The sequence below is a fragment of the Stenotrophomonas sp. S49 genome, assembly GCF_016624905.1.
In the GTDB taxonomy this organism is placed as follows: domain Bacteria; phylum Pseudomonadota; class Gammaproteobacteria; order Xanthomonadales; family Xanthomonadaceae; genus Stenotrophomonas.
Map to the genome: position 1 here is coordinate 1 of NZ_JACVUD010000023.1, position 21,963 is coordinate 21,963.

Annotated in this window: 21 protein-coding genes; 7 read left to right on the forward strand and 14 right to left on the reverse strand. The window is 67.2% G+C overall.

Annotated features, from left to right (window positions below; translation table 11 throughout):
• Window positions 1-81: 81 nt before the first annotated feature.
• Window positions 82-1,026, reverse strand: coding sequence for a chemotaxis protein (locus IAE58_RS07195; RefSeq protein ID WP_025879111.1), 945 nt, complete (start codon window positions 1,024-1,026; stop codon window positions 82-84).
• A 216-nt stretch (window positions 1,027-1,242) separates the two neighbouring features.
• On the opposite strand from IAE58_RS07195, the gene flgA reads away from it, so the two are divergent.
• The 4 genes from flgA (at window position 1,243) to IAE58_RS07215 (ending at window position 3,925) form a co-directional block, all read left to right on the forward strand.
• Complete coding sequence (gene flgA / locus IAE58_RS07200; protein WP_199933037.1) at window positions 1,243-1,899, forward strand: flagellar basal body P-ring formation chaperone FlgA; 657 nt, start codon at window positions 1,243-1,245, stop codon at window positions 1,897-1,899.
• Between the two features lie 75 nt (window positions 1,900-1,974).
• On the forward strand, window positions 1,975-2,280 hold the full coding sequence (gene flgM / locus IAE58_RS07205; protein WP_199933038.1) for a flagellar biosynthesis anti-sigma factor FlgM: 306 nt from the start codon (window positions 1,975-1,977) through the stop codon (window positions 2,278-2,280).
• Window positions 2,277-2,615 (forward strand): flagellar protein FlgN, encoded by a 339-nt coding sequence (locus IAE58_RS07210; RefSeq protein WP_108749585.1) that lies wholly within the window; start codon window positions 2,277-2,279, stop codon window positions 2,613-2,615. The genes flgM and IAE58_RS07210 overlap by 4 nt, the downstream gene beginning before the upstream one ends.
• Before the next feature lie 92 nt (window positions 2,616-2,707).
• The gene (locus IAE58_RS07215; RefSeq protein ID WP_108749586.1) at window positions 2,708-3,925 is read left to right on the forward strand and encodes an ATP-binding protein; all 1,218 of its coding nucleotides are present in this window, start codon (window positions 2,708-2,710) and stop codon (window positions 3,923-3,925) included.
• A 75-nt stretch (window positions 3,926-4,000) separates the two neighbouring features.
• On the opposite strand, the gene IAE58_RS07220 is transcribed toward IAE58_RS07215, so the two are convergent.
• Together IAE58_RS07220 and IAE58_RS07225 are read right to left on the reverse strand one after the other, a co-directional pair.
• Window positions 4,001-5,776, reverse strand: a complete 1,776-nt coding sequence (locus tag IAE58_RS07220; RefSeq protein WP_108753056.1) for an EAL domain-containing protein — start codon at window positions 5,774-5,776, stop codon at window positions 4,001-4,003.
• A 3-nt stretch (window positions 5,777-5,779) separates the two neighbouring features.
• Window positions 5,780-7,882 (reverse strand): PAS domain S-box protein, encoded by a 2,103-nt coding sequence (locus IAE58_RS07225; RefSeq protein ID WP_199933039.1) that lies wholly within the window; start codon window positions 7,880-7,882, stop codon window positions 5,780-5,782.
• Between the two features lie 133 nt (window positions 7,883-8,015).
• Between IAE58_RS07225 and IAE58_RS07230 the strand changes: the two genes are divergently transcribed.
• A complete protein-coding gene (locus IAE58_RS07230; RefSeq protein WP_199933040.1) occupies window positions 8,016-10,754 on the forward strand; it encodes an EAL domain-containing protein in 2,739 nt (912 codons plus the stop codon).
• A 59-nt stretch (window positions 10,755-10,813) separates the two neighbouring features.
• Here the strand turns inward: IAE58_RS07230 and IAE58_RS07235 are convergent, their stop codons facing one another.
• From IAE58_RS07235 to IAE58_RS07265, 7 genes are all read right to left on the reverse strand, one after another.
• Window positions 10,814-11,341, reverse strand: a complete 528-nt coding sequence (locus tag IAE58_RS07235) for a hypothetical protein (RefSeq protein WP_199933041.1) — start codon at window positions 11,339-11,341, stop codon at window positions 10,814-10,816.
• 67 nt (window positions 11,342-11,408) lie between these two features.
• Window positions 11,409-11,714 carry a hypothetical protein gene (locus IAE58_RS07240; RefSeq protein WP_233614753.1) on the reverse strand — a complete coding sequence of 102 codons (306 nt, stop codon included), beginning with the start codon at window positions 11,712-11,714 and terminating at the stop codon, window positions 11,409-11,411.
• Between the two features lie 5 nt (window positions 11,715-11,719).
• The gene (locus IAE58_RS07245) at window positions 11,720-12,910 is read right to left on the reverse strand and encodes a methyl-accepting chemotaxis protein (RefSeq protein WP_199933042.1); all 1,191 of its coding nucleotides are present in this window, start codon (window positions 12,908-12,910) and stop codon (window positions 11,720-11,722) included.
• Window positions 12,911-13,091: 181 nt separating this feature from the next.
• On the reverse strand, window positions 13,092-13,706 hold the full coding sequence (gene hflD, locus IAE58_RS07250) for a high frequency lysogenization protein HflD (RefSeq protein ID WP_199933043.1): 615 nt from the start codon (window positions 13,704-13,706) through the stop codon (window positions 13,092-13,094).
• Window positions 13,703-14,845 carry a tRNA 2-thiouridine(34) synthase MnmA gene (mnmA, locus tag IAE58_RS07255; RefSeq protein ID WP_108761970.1) on the reverse strand — a complete coding sequence of 381 codons (1,143 nt, stop codon included), beginning with the start codon at window positions 14,843-14,845 and terminating at the stop codon, window positions 13,703-13,705. The genes hflD and mnmA overlap by 4 nt, the downstream gene beginning before the upstream one ends.
• Window positions 14,842-15,285, reverse strand: a complete 444-nt coding sequence (locus tag IAE58_RS07260; protein ID WP_199933051.1) for an NUDIX hydrolase — start codon at window positions 15,283-15,285, stop codon at window positions 14,842-14,844. The genes mnmA and IAE58_RS07260 overlap by 4 nt, the downstream gene beginning before the upstream one ends.
• A 19-nt stretch (window positions 15,286-15,304) precedes the next feature.
• A complete protein-coding gene (locus IAE58_RS07265) occupies window positions 15,305-15,799 on the reverse strand; it encodes a hypothetical protein (protein ID WP_108753064.1) in 495 nt (164 codons plus the stop codon).
• Between the two features lie 111 nt (window positions 15,800-15,910).
• On the opposite strand from IAE58_RS07265, the gene clpS reads away from it, so the two are divergent.
• Window positions 15,911-16,237: an ATP-dependent Clp protease adapter ClpS gene (gene clpS, locus IAE58_RS07270; protein ID WP_108749599.1), complete on the forward strand. Its 327-nt coding sequence runs from the start codon at window positions 15,911-15,913 to the stop codon at window positions 16,235-16,237.
• Window positions 16,238-16,649: 412 nt separating this feature from the next.
• Window positions 16,650-18,932 carry an ATP-dependent Clp protease ATP-binding subunit ClpA gene (clpA, locus tag IAE58_RS07275; protein ID WP_199933044.1) on the forward strand — a complete coding sequence of 761 codons (2,283 nt, stop codon included), beginning with the start codon at window positions 16,650-16,652 and terminating at the stop codon, window positions 18,930-18,932.
• 75 nt (window positions 18,933-19,007) lie between these two features.
• Here clpA and IAE58_RS07280 read toward each other — a convergent pair whose 3' ends face one another.
• The 4 genes from IAE58_RS07280 to IAE58_RS07295 form a co-directional block, all read right to left on the reverse strand.
• Window positions 19,008-19,397 (reverse strand): hypothetical protein, encoded by a 390-nt coding sequence (locus tag IAE58_RS07280; RefSeq protein WP_199933045.1) that lies wholly within the window; start codon window positions 19,395-19,397, stop codon window positions 19,008-19,010.
• A gap of 202 nt (window positions 19,398-19,599) precedes the next feature.
• The gene (infA, locus tag IAE58_RS07285; protein WP_005409596.1) at window positions 19,600-19,818 is read right to left on the reverse strand and encodes a translation initiation factor IF-1; all 219 of its coding nucleotides are present in this window, start codon (window positions 19,816-19,818) and stop codon (window positions 19,600-19,602) included.
• 86 nt (window positions 19,819-19,904) lie between these two features.
• Window positions 19,905-20,645, reverse strand: coding sequence for a leucyl/phenylalanyl-tRNA--protein transferase (gene aat / locus IAE58_RS07290; protein ID WP_199933046.1), 741 nt, complete (start codon window positions 20,643-20,645; stop codon window positions 19,905-19,907).
• A 103-nt stretch (window positions 20,646-20,748) separates the two neighbouring features.
• Entirely contained in the window at window positions 20,749-21,873 is a 1,125-nt protein-coding gene (locus IAE58_RS07295; protein ID WP_199933047.1) for a GNAT family N-acetyltransferase, read from the reverse strand.
• Between the last annotated feature and the right edge of the window lie 90 nt (window positions 21,874-21,963).

Sequence of the window (21,963 nt, forward strand, 5' to 3'; positions counted from 1 at the left end):
GGCATGGCCCGGCGCTACCTTGGGTCGGAGCAGGTGTCTGGTAGCGCCGGGCCATGCCCGGCGGAGACGCGTGGGGCGGCCCTAAGCCGCCATGGCCACCTTGCGCAGGCGGTCCAGCACGAAGTCCGCCAGTTCGTGCGGCGAATACTTGGCCACGAAGGCATTGGCGCCCACGCGTTCGACCATCGCATTGTTGAATACGCCCGACAGGGAGGTGTGCAGCAGCACATACAGCCCGGACAGCCCGGCGTGGCGCCGGATTTCTGTCGTCAGCGTATAGCCGTCCATGGCCGGCATTTCGATATCGGAAATGACCATGGCGTAGCGTTCGGCCGGGTTTTCGCCCGAGGCGTGGATCTGCAGCAGATGGTCCAGCGCCTGCTTGCCGTCGGACAGCAGGGTAGCGCCCACGCCCAGCTGGTCCAGCACGCTGCGGATCTGCTGGCGGGCCACCCGCGAGTCGTCCACCACCAGCACCTGCAGCTGCGGCGCGTCGGCAGGCATGGCCATGGCCGGGTCCAGCACGGCTTCGCCGCGCACCTGGGCAATGTCGGCCAGCACGCTTTCCACGTCGATCACCTGGATCAGCTCGCCCTGGAAGCGGGTCACCGCGGTCAGGTAGCTCGATTCGGCGCCCAGCTCCGGTGGCGGGTGGATGTCCTCCACCGCGATGTTCACGATGCGTTCCACCCCGCTGACCAGGAAGCCCTGGATCGAGCGGTTGAACTCGGTCACCACCAGGTAGCCCGGTGCGGTGTCCGCATCCGGCTCACGCTCGGGGTGGCCGATGGCCAGGCCCAGGTCGAGCACCGGCACCGAGCGGCCGCGCACGTCGGCCACGCCGGCGAACTGGCCGGGCAAGCCAGGCACCTGGAACAGCTCGGGCCGGCGCAGCACTTCCTGCACCTTGAAGACATTGACGCCAAAAAGCTGACGTCCGCCGAGACGGAACAGCAGCAGCGCCAGGCGATTGTGGCCGGCCAGTCGGGTCCGCTGGTCGATCCGGTTGAGCAGGTCATGGGACATGGCTGCTGTATCGGCGTGGTGCCCGCCGAACTTGAGGGTCATGTGATGCCGGCACCCCGCGGTCGTAGAGTCGAGCTTGCTCGACTTTGCGGCACATCAGTCGAGCAAGCTCGACTCTACAAGTGCAGGACATCGAGCACGCTCGACGCTACAGGGGCGGGCTGGCACAGCGCTTGCATCCCTCCGGGCCAGGTCCCATCGAATGCAGGAGGCGCCATGCGCCGGATGACAGTAGTTGTAGCCGCCGCGCTTGCGCTGGCCGCGCCGTGGGCGCAGGCGGCGCAGTGGCAGCCGGTGGCCAGCATCCGTGCGGCAGCGCTGTCGACCCTGGCGGCCGGCAGCGAAGGCGAGGCCATCGTGGCCGATGCACTGCGCCTGCCGCAGTGTGGCAAGCCGCTGGCAGTGCAGCCCACGGCCAACACCACCGTCGAGGTCAGTTGCCCCGATGCGGGCGGCTGGCGCCTGTTCGTGCCGGTGAAGGTGCGGCACAACCAGACCGTGCTGGTGCTGACCCGTGGCATCGCCACTGGAGAAACCATCAGCGCGGCCGATATCAGCACTGCCCAGCGTGACGCCGCCCGTATTGCCGGCGCCGTGCTGGCCGACCCGGCCGCGGCGGTGGGGCGCATCGCGCGCCGCCCGCTGGCCGCCGGCAGCCTGCTGTCGGGCAATGATCTTCTGGCGCAGCGTCTCATCAAGCGCGGAGACAATGTGGCCCTGGTCGCCCGCACCGGCGCCGTGGAAGTACGTATTGCCGGCCGCGCCCTGGGCGATGCCGGGCACAACGACCGCGTTTCGGTCGAAAACCTGTCCACCCGCCGCATCGTGCAGGGCGTGGTGGATGCGGCCGGTGACGTAATCGTGGCGCGTTGAAAAAGTTTGGAAAATCCCTAAAGATCACGGCCCAGCGGCCGTTATCCCTTGTGTACGGCAACTCCAGGACACCCCATGAGCCAGAAAATCGACGGCAATCTGCAGATCCCGCAGGCCCTGCGCGGCGTGACGAGCCCGGCCAGCAAGCCCGGCGTCAGCAGCGATTCGGCTGCCCGCCCGGTGGAAGCAGCTGACAGCCTGCGCCTGACCGGCGAAGCCACCAACCTGCAGGCCATCGAACGCGACCTGAGCACCGCCCCAGCCATCGACGCCCAGCGCGTGGCCGCGGTGCGTGAATCGCTGCAGAACGGCACCTACAAGATCAATCCGGACGCGATTGCTTCGCGCATGCTCGAGCTGGACCAGCAGCTGCAGGGATGAGCGCGGCCATGAGCGAGCCGCTGCAGCGCCTTGCCGAAGCCCTGGACGTTGAACGCCAGGCCTTGGTCGAGCACGACGTGCATGCGCTGATCCGCGCCACCGGGGCCAAGCTGGAAGCGCTGCGTGCGCTGGAAGGCACGCCGCCGGTCGGGCAGGGCGAACAGCTGCAGGAACTGGCCGAGCGCAACCGCGCCAACGGCGTGCTGCTGTCGCGCCGCCGCCGCGAGGTCAACTGGGCGCTGCGCCAGCTCGGCCGCACCGAAGACGCCTCGGCTTACGACGCCAAGGGCCAGTCGCACACCGTTACCGCGCGCCGGCCGCTGGCCGTCGCCTGATTCCCCGGCGGCCGCTGGCCGCCACCGGGCGGGCTGTGACCCGCAGCGGGAGCGCGTATATTGGGCGTCTGTTCGCAAGCCCCCGAGTCGCCGTGTCCGCCGCCAACGCCCTGGTTACCGCCCCCCTTCCTTCCCAGCCCGTGCTGCAGGCCCTGTTGGAACGCCTGCGCGAAGGGCTGTTGCTGTTCACCGCAGACGGGCAGGTGGCGTTGGCCAACCCGGCCGCCCAGCACCTGCTGGGCAACGCCGACAGTGCAGCGGCACCGGCCCAGCGCCTGCGCGAGCTGCTGCCCCCCGACGCCCTTGAACAGGCCCGGCAGCAGGGCGCGTGGAGTGGCAGCCTGCCGCTGGGCGAGGGCGTGGTCATCGCCCATCTGTACCACCATGGCGAAGGCGGGCAGAGCCATTACCTGGCGCTGTTCCAGCGCATTGAAGGGCAGGAAGACTATGAGCGCGAGCTGCAGCAGCGCCATGCCGAACTGCGCCAGGCCTATCTGCGTCTGAACGGCACCCAGGAAAAGCTGCTGCAGTCGGAAAAGATGGCCTCCATCGGCCAGCTGGCCGCCGGCGTGGCACACGAGATCAACAATCCCATCGGTTACGTGCACTCCAACCTGGGCAGCTTGCAGGAATACCTGCGCAGTCTGTTCACGGTGATCGAAGCCTACGAACGCGCCCTGCGCGCGCCCGATCCGAAGGCATTGATTCCGGAAATCGACGATATCCGTGACCGCCTGGACATCGATTTCATCAGCCGCGACCTGCCGCAGCTGATGGCCGAATCACGCGAAGGCATCGAGCGGGTGACCCGCATCGTGCGCGACCTGAAGGACTTCTCGTATTCCGGCCGCGACGAGTCGTGGAAGCTGGTGGACCTGCATGCCGGCCTTGAATCGACCATCAACATCATCTGGAACGAGCTCAAGTACAAGGTCACCCTGGAACGCCAGTTCGGCCAACTGCCGCTGGTGGAATGCCTGCCTTCGGAACTGAACCAGGTGTACATGAACCTGCTGCTCAACGCAGGCCATGCCATTGCCGAGCGCGGCACCATCACCGTGCGTACCGGCGTGGATGGCGAGACCGTATGGGTGGAGTTCGAAGATACCGGCGGCGGCATTTCGCCGGAACTGCGCCAGCGCATCTTCGATCCGTTCTTCACCACCAAGCCGGTGGGCAGTGGCACCGGGCTGGGCCTGTCGATTTCCTACAGCATCATCAACAAGCACCACGGCCGCATCGATCTGGACAGCACCCCCGGCGTCGGCTCGCGCTTCCGGGTGGTGCTGCCGATCAAGCAGCCGCGCTGACCGCGCTTCTGTAGAGTCGAGCCATGCTCGACTGCTTTTTGCCGCAGTCGAGCATGGCTCGACTCTACAGATCGGTCACCGCAACGGCGAACGATCCTCGCCACCCTCCAGTGGCTCGGCCAGCGCCGGGCCCGCATTGCTGCGGCGCTGCTCTTCATACGTGCGGAACGCCTGGTGGATGTGCTTGCGCAGCTCGTCATCGTTCCACGGTTTGGTCAGGAAGCGATAGATCGCACCGCGGTTGATCGCATCGGTCACCGTGTTCAGATCGGTATAGCCGGACAGCACCAGCCGGATCGTGTCCGGGTACAGCATCTTCACCCGGCCCAGGAATTCGGTGCCGCTCATGTCGCTCATGCGCTGGTCGGACAGGATCACCTGCACGTCGTTGATCGCCAGCAGATCGAAAGCGTCGCGCACGTTGCCGGCGGCCAGGATGCGGTAGCCGTCACGGCGGAACAGGCGCACCAGCGAACGCAGCACGTTTTCCTCGTCATCCAGCAGCAGCAGGGTGCGGTCGGGGCGCGTTTCGGCAAAGGCTTCCGGGCGCAGGTAGCGGCGGCGCAGGGTCATGCCGGCGGCATCGGCCGACATCGGCTCGCCGAACAGATAGCCCTGGAACACATCACAGTCGTTGCGGCGCAGGAAGCCCAGCTGGGCCTGTGATTCCACGCCGTTGGCAATGACCGTCATGCCCAGCTGGTGGCCCATGGCGATGATGGCGCGGGCGATGGCCGCCTCGCGGTTACCGGCCGGGGCGCTCTTGATGAAGCTGCGGTCGATCTTCAGCTTGTCCACCGGGTAGCGCACCAGTGCGCTCAGGCTGGAATCGCCGGTGCCGAAGTTGTCCAGGCTCAGGCTGATGCCTTCATTGCGCAGGTTGGCCAGGGTTTCGTGCACGAAATTGACGTTGTTGGTCAGCGCGCTTTCATTGATCTCCAGCGTCAGCATGTGCGCCGGAACGCCGGCGGCCTGCATCAGCGACATCACCTCGGCGAAGAAGTTCGGGCGCAGCAGCTGCAGGGTGGACACGTTCACTGCAATGGTGAAATCGTCAAAGCCCTGGTCGCGCCACAGGCGAGCCTGCTTCAGTGCGCCTTCCAGCACCCACGTGCCGATCTGCACGATGATGCCCAGCCGCTCGGCGGTGCGCATGAAGCGTTCCGGTACCAGCATGCCCAGGGTGGGCGACTGCCAGCGCAGCAGCGCTTCCATGCCCACCACGTGGCCGTCGCGCGCGCTCACCAGCGGCTGGTAGCGCAGCTTCAGCTCGCCATTGGGAATGGCATCGACGATCTGCCGGGCAATGATGCTTTCACTGTGCGCGCTGGGCGGGGTGTCCACCGCGTGGATGCGCACCGCATTGCCGCCTTCGCGGGCCGCCTGGTAGAGCGCATCTTCGGCGTGGTCCAGCAGCCGCGATGCACTGCTGGCATGTTCCGGGCACAGGCTCACGCCCAGCTTGCCGGTCATGAACAGGGTGTACGGCAGCACAGAGAGCGGCAGCTCCATCTGCTGGCGGATCGCTTCGGCGAAGTCTTCCGGCAGCGGCAGGTCGGCGGTGCGCGGTACGGCAATCAGGAATTCATCGCTGCCGTGCCGCCACAGCTTGCCACGCCCGCGCAGGTACGACTGCAGGCGCTGGGCCACCAGCACCAGCGCCTGGTCACCCACTTCGGCGCTCATGTTCTCGTTCACCGAAGCGAAGTGGTCGATGTCCACGTGCATCAGCATCAGCGGGGTACCGCCAGAGGCCGCCTCGGCCACCATGGCCTGCAGCTCGGGGTTGCCGGCGCCCAGCCGGTCGGGGGCGTCGTCAATGCTGACCGGGGGCAGGTTGGGGTTCCACATGGTTCAGTGTTCCGGAGACTCGACGGCCGCCGTCATGGCGGCCTGGTAAGGAAGGTGGACGTCGACCAGGGTGCCGGCGCCGTGCGCCGAAGCGATATGTACATGACCGCCTACGCTCTGCGCGCGCTCGCGCATCACGATCAGGCCCAGGCCGCGCGGGCCATCGGGGTCGAAGCCCTCGCCATCATCGCGGATCTGCAGGTGCAATCCGCGTTGGCCCAGGTCGCGCAGCTGCAGCTGCACCTGGCTGGCGCGCGCGTGGCGCAGGGCGTTGGTCAGGCTTTCCTGCGCAATGCGGAAGCAGGCCTGTTCGATGCTGTTGTCCGGGCGGGTGGGCAGGGCGTCGATGTCGGCCAGCAGCTCCACCGGCGACGAGCGGAACAGCACCCGCGCCTGCCAGCTCAGCGCAGCTTCCAGGCCCAGCGCATCCAGTTGTGGCGGGCGCAGCAGGGTGGAGATGTCGCGCAGCTTGGCCACGGTGGTGTCGGCCAGGCTGACGATCTGCGCCAGGTCCTCGCCGCGGCGCGCGGGGTCCTGTTCGTCCTGCGCGGCGTAGGCCGACAGTTTCATGGCGGTGATCGCCTGGCCAATATCATCATGCAGGTCACGCGAGATCGCCCGGCGCTCGTCTTCCTGCAGCGAGAACAGGCGCCCGGCCATGGCCTGCAGTTCGCGGTTGCTGTTTTCCAGCGCGCTGCGGGTGCGTTCGGCTTCGCTCAGGTCGCGCACGATCAACAGCTTGCAGTCGCGGCCACCGTAACGCACCTCACCCACGGCCAGGCCGGCATGGAAGTGGCGGCCGTCGGCGCGCTGCATGATCGCCACGCTGTTGTGGCCCGGGCTGTGCTGCGGCTGCCCGGCCCGCAACTGGGCGCGCACCCGCTGCAGATCGGCACCGTTCACCAGCGCCGACAGCGGTTCGCCCAGCAGGGCATGGCTGCCGTAGCCGAACAGGGCGGCGGCCCAGGCGTTGGCGTACAGCACATGTTCTTCGGAAAGGATCACCACGCCGTCGGGCAGCACCCGCACCAGTTCGCGGAACTGTTCTTCGCGCTCACGCAGCAGGCGCCGCGACTGCTCGCGCTCGGTCACGTCCTGCAGCGTGCCCAGCACGCGTTCGCGGCCGGCTTCATCGCGGCCGCTGGTCGCACGCAGGTGCACCATCAGGGCGCGCCCATCCATGGCCAGCAGCGGCAGCAGCACGTCCACCTGGACCGGTTCGCCGGCACACAGGTCGGCCAGCAGCTGTTCGGTCTGCGCGGCAGTGGCCGGGTCGGCCGGCACCAGCAGTTCGTCGAAGCGGTGCCAGCGCCGGGCCTCGGGCGGGCGCCGCCCCAGCAGGTGGTAGACCTGGTTGGAATAGCGGCCCAGGCCACTGGCCGGGTCCAGTTCCCAGGCGCCGATACGCGCCAGCTCGTGGGCTTCCTCCACCCGCGCCAGCGCCTGGTCGCGGCGCAGCTGCGCCAGGTCTTCGGCGGTGCGATCGATGGCGATCAGCAGGCGGGCGTTGTGGCCGTCATAGTCGATGGCATTGGAACGAAGCTCCATCTGCCGCAGGCTGCCGTCGCGCAGCTGCAGCTGCGCGCGCAGGATGCACAGCTGCTCGGGCGCTTCGCGGATCGCTTCCAGCTTGGTCTGCAGCGCCTGGTCCTGGCCGGGCGGCCACAGGATCTCGATGGTGCGGGCCAGCAGTTCCTCGCGTTCCCAGCCGAAGGCCAGGCATGCCGCGGGGTTGGCATCCAGGATGGTCAGGCTGTCCAGGTCGTACACCAGGATCGGCCCGGGGTTGCCCTCGAACATCTGCCGCAGGCGGGTCTCGGACGTCTGCAGCCGCGCATGGGTGGCCAGCACGTGCTCGGCCAGCGGCCGCAGCAGCAGGTAGAGCAGGCCGGCGCTGGCGAATACGAAGAACGCGCCCTTCACGCTCTGCCAGAAGGCGGCCTGCTGGGGGTCCAGCACGAACCCGTTCACCGCGCCATCGGAGGCAATGATCCAGGCCAGCGCCATCATCAGATAGCTCAGCACCACCCGGCGACGGTCGCGCCGCAACGACTGCGCCATCCGCAGGGCGGAATCTGGGTCGGTGCCGGTCGGGTCTGCGGGCATGGACAGGGGCAGTAGGGAGGGGCGCCAGCCATCTTACCGCGCGGGTGTGCGATGGCCACTCAATTATCCCCGCGGCGAGCCGTTAAGGACTGCATGCCCCGCTGTCGGGCGCGTCTTTCCGGAGCTAGATCGCGTGGACCAAGGGATCATCGCCAGCCTGCTGCAGCATCCGCTCGCGTCGGCACTGGTCATCGTCGACCGCAGTGGCCGCCCGCTGGCGGCCAATCCGGCCGCGCGCGAACATGGGCTGCCGGCCACGCTGGCGGCCTATGCCCCCATGCTGGAAGACCTGCGCCTGCTGGCGGCCGACGGCGGCATCGTGCCGTGCTCGCTGCCGGGCGGGCCGCAGGGGCACTACGATGGCCACCTGCGCGCCGTGCACGATGGCAGTGGAAACCTGCTGGCCTTCACCCTCAGCGTGCCTGAGCCGGTACCGCTGACCGGCGGCGGGCGCTGGGCGCTGGCCCTGGAAAGTGCTGGTCACAGCCTGTGGGACTGGGACATTCCCACCGACCGCGTGCTGCGCACGCCCGCGCTGGGCGACGAAAGCGCCACCGAAATGCTGGGCCGGGTCCACCCGGACGATATCGCCGATGTGCGCGCGGTGCTGGACGAGCACCTGCGCGGGCACAGCGAGCAGTACAGCGCGCAGTTCCGCTTCCGCCAAGGCGATGGCCACTGGCGCTGGGTGCTGGATCGCGGCCGCGTGGTGGCGCGTACCGCCGACGGCCAGCCGCTACGCATGGTCGGCACGCATACCGATATCGAACAGCAGAAGCAGCTGGAAGCGCTGCTGCAGGAACAGCAGCTGCACCTGAGCGAGGCCCAGCGCATCGCCAGCATGGGCAGCTGGTCGTTCGACCCGCAGAACCACCGTTTCTGGTGGTCGCCCGAGCTGCGCTCGCTGCTGGCGCTGAAGCAGGGCAGCGTGCCCGGCCAGCGGCGCTGGCTGAAGCAATTGCATCCGCGCTCGCGCGGCGCGCTGCGTGCCGCCTGGCGGCGCCTGTGGCGCGACGGCCGCGCCGCCAACCTGGACCTGGAACTGACCCGTGGCAGCGAGCCCTCGCAGCACCTGCGCCTGTGGATGCAGCCGTTGCTGGACATGGATGGACAGCCCAAGCGCCTGCTCGGCCAGGTGCAGAACATCACCGAACAACACCAGACCGACGCGCTGATCCGCTGGCGCACCGAGCTGCTCAATCGCGTGTCGGCGCTGGGACGGATTGGCGGCTGCGAAATCGAAGTGTCCACCCGGCACATGCAATGGACCGAGGAGTGCTACCGCATCCACGGCCTGCGCAAGGAGCCGATCACCCTGGACCAGGCGCTGGCGCTGTACACCGAGGACTCGCGCAACGCATTCGAGGCCGCGCTCGGCCGCATCTCCAATGGTGGGCTGCCCGAGCAGCTGGACCTGTGCTTCTACCGGCAGTCCGGCCTGCGCGTGTGGGTGCAGGTGCTGATCGAACTGGATCGCCGCGACGGCCTGCCGGCCCGCTACGTGGTTCTGTTCCGTGACATCACCCGCGAACGCGAGGCCAGTGAGCGCATTGAACTGCTGGCCCACTACGACCTGCTGACCGGCCTGCCCAACCGGGTGCTGCTGGGCGAACAGACCGCCGAGGCCATCGAAGAGGCGCGGGACCGAGGCACCTCGCTGGCCATGCTGTTCATCGACCTGGACGGCTTCAAGAACATCAACGACAGCTTCGGCCACGCCACCGGCGATGCGCTGCTGAAGGCCGCTGCCACCCGCCTGCACCAGAACCTGCGCAACAACGATCTGTTCGGCCGCTTCAGCGGTGACGAATTCATCGTAGTGCTGCGTGACCTGGCCGAGCCGGAAGACGCCGGCCATGTGGCACGCAAGCTGATCGGCTCGCTGGCCGAGCCGCTGCGCCGTGGCGACACCACCCTGAAGGTCGGTGCCAGCGTCGGCATCGCCATGCTGGGTGAATCACAGACCGACTTCGATTCGCTGCTGCGCGCCGCCGACGCGGCCATGTACGCGGCCAAGGAAGCCGGGCGCAACACCTACCAGTACTACAGCCAGGACGCGCTGGCCCGCATCCAGCGCCGCCTGGAGATCGAACACGGCCTGCACGGCGCGATCGAGCGCGAAGAGTTCAGCCTGGCCTACCAGCCGCTGCTGCACGCACACAACGGCGAACCGCCGGCAATCGAAGCGCTGCTGCGCTGGCACCGCCCCGGCATCGGCTACTGCAGCCCGGCCGAGTTCATTCCCATCGCGGAAAAGTGCGGCGAAATCGTCCGCATCGGCGATTGGGTGCTGAACGAGGCCTGCCGCCAGGCCGCGGCGTGGGACCGTGCGGGTCTGTGCTTCGAACGCGTGGCGGTGAATGTATCGGCCGTGCAGTTGCGCGACCGCGGCTTTGCCGAGCGCGTGATCGAGATCTGCCACGCCCACGGCTGGCCGCCGCAGCGGCTGGAACTGGAACTGACCGAGTCGGCGCTGATCCGTGACACCGACATCCTGCGCCACTGTTTCGATGTGCTGGAACGGCATGGCGTACCGCTGGCGGTGGATGATTTCGGTACAGGCTTCTCCAACCTGAACTATCTGAATCGTTTCCCGGTGGGGCGGCTGAAGATCGACCGCAGCTTCGTGCAGGGCATGCTGCACGACTCGGGCACGGCCGAAGTGACCCAGGCCATCGTCCACCTGGGCCACGCGCTGGGCATGAAGGTGGTGGCCGAAGGCGTGGAAACGCACCAGGAAGAAGACATGCTGCGCCGCCAGGGCTGCGACGAGATCCAGGGCTACCTGTACTCGCGCCCGCTCAGCCCGCGCGACCTGGCCCAGTGGCTGCGCCAGCAGCACGCCGGCAGCGCAGTCGCCCTGGCCCGCTGACGGCGCCCCCGCCGCCGCACGCGTGCGCTCGCAGTCACCCATCCACGCATGGCGTGGATCTACCGGGGCGGGTCCTTGAACTGCCAGGGGAACTCGTTGCGCACCCGTGCGCGCACCGCCTCCACTACATTGGCATAGCGCCGGCGCTGGATGCGGTAACCGATATAGAACAACAGCGGCACCGCCAATATCGGCCACGCCACCGGGCGCAGCAGCACGATCGGCACCAGCAGTACGGTCAGGACCGTCGCAAACCAGCTGCAGCGGCCGAGCACCCGTACTTCGCGGCGCCGCGTGTCCACCACGATCTGGCCGTGCAGCAAGGGAAAGTAGCGGCCACCGAATCCCGGTACGAAGCTTTCACGAAATGCAACGCTGCCGTCGGGCAGGGCGCGGAATGCCAGGCGCGCCCATCGTTCGGTCGGAAGATCGTATTCCAGCCCGCCCAGCGAAAGTCGCTTCAGATCGTCGGGTGCAGCGGCAATGCGCTGGTTGAACAGCATGATGCCAGTGCGGAAGAAGAGCGGCGCCCACGCGAAGAGAAGCAGCAATTCGATCAGCATCAATGCGATCAGGGCAATGGCCATCGGTCTTCCATGAACGGGACCGGGGCATCATGCCATGGGCAGGGGCCCATCCACGCATGGCGTGGATCTACAACGCGTCGCCGCCCAGGCCGAGATCCCAGGCCAGGCTCATCAGGGCGTCGGTCTGGGCCGGCGGGGCGGGGCGGGCATCGGCCAGGCGCTGCAGCTCCTGGATCTCCTCGCGCGCCACGTCCTCCAGCTGCTGCAACTGCTCGCGCACACTGGGGTTGCGCGGGCGTTGGCTGGCATCGATTGGGGGCAGGGCGCGGATCAGGGTCATGCTGCGCGGGTCGGCGTGGTCCAGAGCTAGCGTACAGGCAAAGGCCCCGGAACTACCGGGGCCTTCGGCGCTGCCGGAAAAGGCAGCGGACATCAGGGTCAGAACAGCTCGACCGTACCGGCGCCCATGTTCTGCTGGGCAACCGGCTTGTGCGGCGGACGTTCCCATTCGCTGCGCAGGTCGCGCAGGCGGTTGCCGGTGCGCTGCAGTGCGGTGGCGATCTCTTCGTCGAACACGCCGCCATTGCGGTGCAGCAGCTCCTGCAGGGCCACCGCCTCACGGTTGATCGCGGTCAGGCGATCCAGGTGGGTGTGCACGCCGCCCAGTGCCTGGGTGGCGATGTCTTCGAACTGCAGGGCGCGCACGGCCTCGGCCACGCTGCCGTCGATCGAACGGGCGCATTCGGAGACTTCGCGCATGCCATCGCCCAGCGACGCATTGATCTGCGCCACGTTGTCGAGCATGGTTGCCGCTTCCTGGCGCGCTTCGCGGGACCGGTCCATATCGCGCGAGGCCATGTGCGAGACTGTCTCGCGCACCTTGGCAATGGCGTCCTTGGAACTGTGCGCCAGCTTGCGGATCTGTTCGTTGAAGGTGGTCGAGCGCTCGGACAGGTTGCGCACTTCGTCGGCCACCACGGCGAAGCCACGACCGGCTTCACCGGCACGGGCTGCTTCGATGGCCGCGTTCAGTGCCAGCAGGTTGGTCTGGTCGGCAATCGACTTGACGTCTTCCAGCAGGGCGAAGATGCCGTCCAGGTGCTGCGCCATCTGGTCGATGTGCTGCACGGTGGTGGTGCTCTGGCCGCTCACCTGTTCCAGCGCTTCCACCAGCTGTTCCATGCGGTTGCTGGCGTGCTGGGCGAAGCGGGCCACGTCGAGGCCGGCACTGCCTTCATCGCCAGCGCGGTCGACGATGCGCGACAGGGCCTGGCTCTGCTGGCGGGACTTGCGGTTCATGGCATCGAAGCTGCCACCCAGGCTGGACACGGCCTGGCGGATCAGGTCACGGGCGCGTTCGACTTCGCCACGCGAGCCGTCGATCTCGTTGCCGACGAAGCTGCGCAGTTCGGTCAGCAGCTGGTCCTGCTCACGCAGGACACGGGCATGTTCCGGGGAACGATGGGCCTGGGCACGGGTGGTCCACCACGCGAAGCCGAGCCAGCTCAGCGTCATCGTGGTCAGGATCGCCCAGCGCAGGGCGGCCGGCCATTCGAAACCGATGGCGAAAGGGAGCAGCAGGGTCAGAGCCAGGGGGGCGGCCAGACGGATGAAAATGCGTGAGTACATGGACGTTCTCGGGAGGTGCACGGAGGATGTATCGGCCGTACCCCCTTTCTCTTTAACGTCGATGTGCTTTCTGAGTGCGCCGGATTTCTGGCGCCATTCTGGGTGGTGGGGTCAGAGCCCTTTTCCGGGGAAAAGGGATCCGACCCCGGGGCAGACGACCCCGGCCTCTGACCCCCGGCCCTCAGGCCAGCAGACGGTCCACCGCCTCGATCATGGCCTTGCGGCCGATCAGGAAGTCCCAGTAGCTGCCACCCACCTGCCGCCACAGCACCGCGGCGCGCACGGCGGCCAGCAGCAGGGCGCGGATCTCGGCCACCACCCCGGCCTGGGCCAGGTAATGCGGGTTGCCCTGCACCATCACCCGCGGCTTCAGGTGGCTGATGGTGTCGGCATACAGGCCGCCCAGGTTGGCCAGCACGTCCGGGTGCCCGCTGTCGCCCAGCTCGGCGGCCTGCTGCTGGGCACGCTCGATGCCCGAAGCCACCTTGTTCACGGTGGCCCCGTCCTGCACGAAGCGGCGCTCCAGCTGCAGCACCGACAGGGCCAGCTTGGGCAGCACCGGGTCCTGGCCCTGGTTGCGGAAGTAGTTGTGCAGCAGGCGCAGGCCACTCTTCAGCGCATGGCGGTCACCAAAGACCTCCTGCGGCGAGCCGGCATCGATGCGGAACACACTGTCCACCGCGGTACGCACGGCAGAGGCGTCGGAATGGCCGGTATCGGCGATACGGCGGACCTGCTGCAGGGCCTGGGCAATGCCGGCCAGGGCCAGTACGCGGTCGTCGACAGTGAAACTCATGCAGCAATTACCTCGAAAGGAGAAGGGGTGGTGCGCAGGCGCTGTTCCAGCGGCGCATCGGTGGCGGCGATCACCGCACCGCCCAGGCAGACCTCGCCGTCATACAGCACCAGCGACTGGCCGGGGGTGACGGCGCGCTGCGGCCGGGCGAAGGTGACCAGCACGCTGCCATCGTCCAGCACCTCGACCGTGCATGGTTCATCGGGCTGGCGGTAGCGGGTCTGTGCCGTGCATTCGAAGCGCCGGGCCGGCGGCGCGCCGGCAATCCAGTGCGCGGTTTCCGAGCGCAGGCGGTTGGACAGCATCCACGGGCTTTCCCGGTCCTGGTCCACGTACAGCACGTTGCTGGCCACATCCTTGCCCACCACGTACCAGGGCGCCGCCGGGCGGCCACGCACGCCGCCGATGTTCAGGCCTTCGCGCTGGCCGAGGGTGAAATAGAACACGCCGGGGTGCTCGGCAATCACGCTGCCATCGGCCGGGTCCAGGATCTGGCCGGGGCGCGCGGGCAGGTAGCGGCCCAGGAATTCGCGGAAATCGCGCTCGCCAATGAAGCAGATGCCGGTGGAATCCTTCTTGGCATGGGTGGGCAGGGCGACGTCGCGGGCGATGCGCCGCAGATCGCTCTTTTCCAGATCGCCAATCGGAAACAGGGTCGCGGCCAGCTGCGCCTGCCCCAGCTGGTGCAGGAAGTAGCTCTGGTCCTTGCTGCGGTCGGCACCGCGCAGCAGCAGCCATTGCTGGCCGCGCTGGGCCACGCGGGCGTAGTGGCCGGTGGCGATGCGCTCGGCGCCCAGCTCGCGGGCAGCATCCAGGAAGTGCTTGAACTTCACTTCGCGGTTGCACAGCACGTCCGGGTTGGGGGTGCGGCCGGCCGCGTACTCGGCCAGGAAGTGCTCGAACACGCCCTGCCAGTACTCGCTGGAAAAATCGCGGAAGTGGAACGGAATGCCCAGCAGGCCGCACACCGCCACGGCGTCGCGGCGGTCGTCCTCGGCACGGCAGTCGCCACTGCCATCGTCGGCCCAGTTCTGCATGAACAGACCGGCCACGGCCTCGCCCTGCTGCACCAGGCGCCAGGCGGCCACCGACGAATCCACGCCGCCCGATACCCCCACCATCACCCGTGGGCTGCTCATGCGACCTCCTGCACCAGATGCAGCGGGTGGCGCTGGCCGGCCAGATAGTCGGCCAGCACGCGCCAGACCAGCGGGCTGCGCAGGCGCTCGCCGGCGGCCTGCAGCTCATCGGGGGTCATCCACAGGGCGCGGTCGATGCCGGTATCCAGCGGTTGCGCCGGGTCATGGCTGACCGGGCGCGCGGCATAGCAGAACCGCAGGAACACGGTGCCGTCGCCGGCGGTCCACTGGTAGCAGCCGATGAAATCGGTCAGCGCCACGGTCCAGCCGGTTTCTTCCCGGGTTTCACGCAGCGCTGCCTTGGCCAGGCTCTCGCCCGGCTCCAGGTGGCCCGCCGGCTGGTTCAGCACGGCGCGGCCCTCGATGGTTTCTTCCACCAGCAGCACGCGGCCGCCGTCGACCACCACGGTGGCGACAGTGGCGTGGGGTGCCCAGCGCATGTCCTGCGGGGTATTCAATTCAGAGGTCGTCCTTCTTGGTCAGTTCCAGTTCCATCGCATCGGCGGTACGGATCGCCGCGTCGATGGCATCGCTCAGCTGTTCCGTGCTGGCATCGGCATCGATCTTGACCACGAACATCGCGGTCATGTCCTGCTTCACCCAGCCGCCCATCTTGGCGTCCTGCGAATCTTCCAGCAGACGGTTGGCCACCTCGGCCGGGAACTGCTTGCTCTTGCCGGTGTAGCCCGGCGACCAGATCTCGCGGATGTTGTGGGTGCCGAAATCTTCCACGGCCGAGCGCACGTACACGATCTGGGTCCGGTCGCCTTCCACGTCGAACACCATCTGGTAATCGCCGTCCTCGTCAACTTCGTAGGTATAGCCCAACTTGTCCAGGTGGCGCCCGATGGCGGCATCGGCCTTGGCCGCGCTGTTGCCGGCGGCGTTGGCCGCGGCGGCCATGGCCGGGGTGGCCAGGGCGATCAGCAGGGCGGGCAGAAGGATCCTTTTCATGAAATTCCTGTGAAACACGATGGGGAAGGCGGTAATTGTGACGGTGCCGGTGCGAGCCGTCCATTCTGCGGCAGGCCGACGCGGCTGGCCGCCAGCGCTTATAATAGGCGGATGCCCCGCGAGTCTTCCCCCGATTCCCACCACGAGCACGGCCTTGCCGTGGAGCCCGCGCGCCCGGAAGTGGCGCCGCCGCCGTTCTACCAGGTCATGCTGCTCAACGACGACTACACCCCGATGGATTTCGTGGTGGATGTGCTGCAGCAGTTCTTCACCATGGACCTGGACAAGGCCACCCAGGTGATGCTGCACGTCCATACCCGCGGCCGCGGCGTCTGCGGGGTGTTCACCCGCGAAGTGGCCGAGACCAAGGTGGCCCAGGTCAACGAGTACTCGCGCATGAACCAGCACCCGCTGCTGTGCACGATGGAAAAGGCCTGAGCCGACTGCCCCGTAGAGTCGAGCTTGCTCGACTGCCGCAGCGCCCCCGTAGGGTCGAGCTTGCTCGACTGCTCTGACCAACAGCAGTCGAGCAAGCTCGACTCTACGACGGCCTTGCTCGCGCGCCCCAATGGCAGCCCCGATCGCAGCACCACGCCTTGGTCGCCCCTCCGCTGGCCGCTCCGCGCCACAGCCTGCGTGCTCTCCTTCAAAGCCATGGGGATGGTCCATTCACGTCACAATCGCCCGCGCCTCGGGTAGGGTGCGCTCAGGCCCCCGTGGGCTGCCCGTGGAGTGAATGATGATCAAGCGGTTCGCACTGCTAACGCCATCTGAACGCTGCAATCCGCTAGGGTGATGGAAATCGCGTAGTCAGGCCGCATATTGTCTCCAACTGCCGCCGGAGTAATCCATGTTCAGCAAAGACCTCGAACACACCATCGGCCAGTGCTACAAGCGCGCCCGTGAGGCCCGGCATGAGTTCATGACGGTCGAACACCTGCTGTTGGCACTGCTCGACAACCCCTCCGCCCAGGCGGTCCTGAAGGCCTGTGGCGCCGACGCCGAGCGCCTGCGCCAGGAGCTGGAACAGGCCATCGAGGCCTCGGTGTCCCGCCTGGCCGAAGATGATGGCCGCGATACCCAGCCCACCCTGGGCTTCCAGCGCGTGCTGCAGCGGGCCGTGTACCACGTGCAGTCCTCGGGCAAGAAGGAAGTGACCGGCGCCAACGTGCTGGTGGCGATCTTCGGCGAAAAGGACTCCCACGCGGTCTATTACCTCAACCAGCAGGATGTCACCCGGCTGGACGTGGTCAATTACCTGTCCCATGGCATCGCCAAGCTGGGCGAGGAGGGCGAACAGCCGTCCTCCCCGGAAAGCGAGGGCCGCATGGAGGGCGGGGAGGGCGAGCCCAAGGGCGACGCGCTGACCGAATTTGCCAGCAATCTGAACGACCAGGCCCGCGCCGGCCGCATCGACCCGCTGGTCGGCCGTGCCGACGAGATCGAGCGCACCATCCAGGTCCTGTGCCGCCGCCGCAAGAACAACCCGCTGTACGTGGGCGAGGCCGGCGTAGGCAAGACCGCGATCGCCGAGGGCCTGGCCCGCCGCATCGTGGAAGGCTCGGTGCCCGACGTGCTGGCCGATGCCATCATCTACTCGCTCGACTTGGGCGCGCTGGTGGCCGGCACCAAGTACCGTGGCGACTTCGAAAAGCGCCTGAAGGGCGTGCTGACGGCCCTGAAGAAGGTGCCCAACGCCGTGCTGTTCATCGACGAGATCCACACCATCATCGGTGCCGGTTCGGCCTCGGGCGGCACCATGGATGCCTCCAACCTGATCAAGCCGGCCCTGGCTTCGGGCGAGCTGCGCTGCATCGGCTCGACCACCTTCCAGGAATACCGCGGCATCTTCGAAAAGGACCGGGCGCTGGCCCGTCGCTTCCAGAAGATCGACATCGTCGAGCCGACCGTGGGTGAAACCTACGAGATCCTGCAGGGCCTGAAGGCCAAGTACGAGGCCCACCACGGGGTGACCTACTCGGACGAAGCGCTGCAGGCTGCCGTGGACCTGTCGGTCAAGCACATCGGCGACCGCCTGCTGCCGGACAAGGCCATCGACGTGATCGATGAAGCCGGCGCCCGCCAGCGGCTGATGCCCGAAGGCCAGCGCAAGGAGCTGATCGACGTCGAAGAGGTCGAATCGATCGTGGCCAAGATGGCGCGCATTCCGGCCAAGCAGGTCAGCGCGACCGACAAGGATGTGCTGCAGCACCTGGAGCGCAACCTGAAGATGGTGATCTTCGGCCAGGACCCGGCCATCGGCACCCTGGCCTCGGCCATCAAGCTGGCCCGCTCGGGTCTGGGCAATCCGGAAAAGCCGATCGGCAACTTCCTGTTCGCCGGCCCGACCGGTGTGGGCAAGACCGAGGTGACCAAGCAGCTGGCGCTGCAGCTGGGCATCGAGCTGGTGCGCTTCGACATGTCCGAATACATGGAGCCGCATTCGATCAGCCGCCTGATCGGCGCGCCCCCGGGCTACGTCGGCTTCGACCAGGGCGGCCTGCTGACCGAAAAGATCGTCAAGACCCCGCACTGCGTGCTGCTGCTGGACGAAATCGAGAAGGCCCACCCGGACATCTTCAACATCCTGTTGCAGGTGATGGACCGCGGCGTGCTGACCGACACCAACGGCCGCGAAGCCAACTTCAAGAACGTGGTGCTGGTGATGACCACCAATGCCGGCGCGGCGCAGGCCTCGCGGCGTTCGATCGGCTTCACCAAGCAGGACCATGCCACCGACGCGATGGAGACCATCCGCCGCAGCTTCACGCCGGAATTCCGCAACCGCCTTGATGCGGTGGTGCAGTTCCAGCCGCTGGGCTTCGAGCACATCCTGCGCGTGGTGGACAAGTTCCTGATCGAGCTGGAAATGCTGCTGCAGGAAAAGCACGTCAGCCTGTCGGCCACCCCGACCGCGCGCGACTGGCTGGCCCACCATGGTTTCGATCCGCTGATGGGCGCACGGCCAATGGCCCGTGTCATCCAGGACAAGATCAAGCGTCCGCTGGCCGACGAACTGCTGTTCGGCAAGCTGGTGAACGGCGGCAAGGTCAGCATTGACGTGCGCGACGACGAGCTGGTGGTCGAAACCCACGCCGAACCCGAGCGCCTGCTGCCGGCAACGGTGGAATAAGGGCGCTGCCGGGGATTCCCGGTGGTTGCTGGATAGAGACAAGGGCGGCTTCGCCCGCCCTTGTTGTGTGTGCGCTCAGCGGCTGCGCTGGCGCACCTTCTGCTTGAATGTGGCCTCGTCGATGGCCTCGACCCGATCCACGGTGCAGCGGCCATTGTCGGTGCGCAGCTCGGTCTGGCCGGCGCTGCAGATCTGGCCCTGCTGGCCGTCGGTCACGAAGCTGAGCTTGCGCGAATAGGCGGCCTTGGAACAGTCGTCCTGGAAGTGCACCAGGTAGTGATCCTGGCCGTTGCGCAGCAGAACATTGCGCGACGCGCCGGCGCGCACCAACTGCTGGTCGCTGGCCAGCTGCAGGCAGTCACCTGCGGCGGCGGGGGTGTCAGCCGCGCGGGCCGGAACGGCCAGCAGGGCGCTGGCAGACAGCACGATGGCGGCGAACAGGGCGTGCAGGGAGAGCGTGTTCATGGCGGGGCAGGGGTTGGCGATCCGGACTGGATCGGCTGCCACGATGCCTCCGCCGGTGCGAATGCGAATCTGCCTCAAGCACGGCTGACCGATGTCACGGTGAGTTCGGTCACGGTGACCTCCGGCAGGGCCGGATTGCGGGCATGACAAAAGGCCAGCAACCGGGGCTGGCCTTGTCGGGGTGGCGCAGAGCGCCGACCGCTTACTTCATGCGGTAGGTGATACGACCCTTGGTCAGGTCGTACGGGGTCATTTCAACCTTGACCCGGTCACCGGTGAGGATGCGGATGTAGTTCTTGCGCATGCGGCCGGAGATGTGGGCGATGATTTCGTGCCCATTTTCCAGACGAACGCGGAAAGTGGTGTTCGGCAGCGTCTCGCTGACGGTGCCCTCGAACTCGATGGAATCGTCTTTCGACATGTAGTCCTGTGCGGTTCAGAAAACGGCCACGCTGGGCCTAAGGCGCAGTATTTTACGCGCACTTGCGCCAGCTTGCAAAGTTTGTGTTAACCCCCGGCCAGGGCGCGCGCAGGCAGGCGCCCCAGCGCCTGAGTCCAGGGGCTCTCGCGCCCTGGCTGCTGCACGGCATGGCGCACCTGCTGCAGGAACGCTTCGCGCGGCAGGTGGATCGCGCCCATCCGCAGCAGGTGCGGGTTCTCAACCTGGGCATCGATCAGCGGCCAGCCCCAATCCTTCAGTGTAGCCGCCAGTGCCGCCAGCGCGACCTTGGAGCCGCCACTGGCGCCGCTGAACATGCTTTCGCCAAAGAACATCTGGCCAATGGCGACACCATAGATGCCGCCGACCAGATCCTGCCGGTCCCAGACCTCGAAGGAGTGGGCAAAGCCCAGGTCGTGCAGATGGCTGTAGGCGTCCACCATGGCGGGGCTGATCCAGGTGCCATCCTGCCCGGCCCGGGGAGCCCCGGCGCAGGCACGCATGACCTGGGTGAATGCCGTGTCCGCAGTCACCTCCCAGTGGCTTGCGCGCAGCTGGCGACGGAAGCGGCTGGACAGGTGCACGCCATCGGTGCGAAACGCCATGCGCGGATCGGGCGACCACCACAGGATCGGCTCTCCCTCACTGAACCACGGGAAGATGCCACCGGCGTAGGCGTTGAGCAGCCGCAGCGGGTGCAGATCGCCGCCCACCGCCAGCAGCCCGTCGGGCTGGCGCAGTGCAGTTTCAGCGGGCGGGAACGGCGCGTCCGGCGCATCGGCCAGGCGCCATGGCAGCTGGCGGGTCATGCCCGAAGTGTAACGGCCCCCGCACCGGTAGCGCCGGGCCATGCCCGGCGGCACTTTGAGATGCCAACCTTGGTTGGCACGTTTCAGTCGAGCAAGCTCGACTCTACGGGTCTGTGCGGAACGGGCTGTGCGCCTGCAGCGCCTGCTGGTACCGCCGCACATCGCGGCGCTCCTGTCTGCACCAGTCCTGCAGAGCCTCAGCAAACTCCGCATCGGCCACCCAGTGTCGGCTGCGCACCACCGTAGGCAGGAACCCCCGCGCCAGCTTGTGCTCGCCTTGCGCGCCGGGCTCGAAACGGCTCAGCCCCTCGCGCAGGCAGTACTCGATGCCCTGGTAGTAGCAGGCCTCGAAATGCAGGCCGGGCAGGGTAGCGCCACCCCAGTAGCGTCCATACAGCGTGTCCCCGCCACGCAGGCACAGCGCGCCGGCAATCGGCTCGCCGCCCTGCTCGGCCAGGAACAGCACCAGCCCGCGACCCAGCGAGATGGCCAGGTGGCGCAGGAAGGCCTCGGTCAGCGCCGGCGCGTTGCCATATTCCAGGAAGGTCTGCAGATAGAAGCGGTACGTCGCCTGCAGATCCGCGCGACTGGCTTCGTCGCCATGTACCACGCGGAAGCTGATGCCCTGGCGGGTGACCTTGGCCCGTTCCTGGCGGATGTTCTTGCGATGCTTGTGGTTCATCGCGCCCAGAAACTGCTCGAAGGTGGTCCAGTCGCCCGGGTTCTGCCATTGGAACTGGATGTCTTCGCGCAGCAGCCAGTCGTCGCTGAAGGCGGCCTCATCCCGGGCGGTGTGGAAATTGACGTGTACCGACGAGACCTGCAGTGACGCCAGATGCGCGCGAAGCGCCTCCAGCAGGTCGCTGCGCAGCGAATCGTGACGGGCCAGCAGGCGCGGGCCGCTGACGGGCGAGTACGGCACCGCGCCCAGCCATTTCGGGTAGTAGTCGCGGCCATGGCGGGCGTAGGCATTGGCCCACGCATGGTCGAACACGAACTCGCCGTGCGAATTGGTCTTCAGGTAGCCCGGGATGGCGCCGACCAGCGTGTCGCTGTCCCACAGCGTGAAGTGCTGCGGCTGCCAGCCCCAGTCCTCGCGCAGACAGCCATGTTCTTCAAGCCCGGCCAGGAAGGCGTGGGTGACGAACGGATTGCGGCCGTCGTGCAAAGCATCCCAGTCGGTGGCGGGAATGGCCTGCAGGGAGTCGAGGAGGCGAGGGGAAGGCATGGAAGCAAGGATAGGGCAGGTGGATCACGAACGGTGATGGCGGAACCAGATTGGTTTGTTCCGGCAGGGGATGAGAAAAGTTTGAAATTT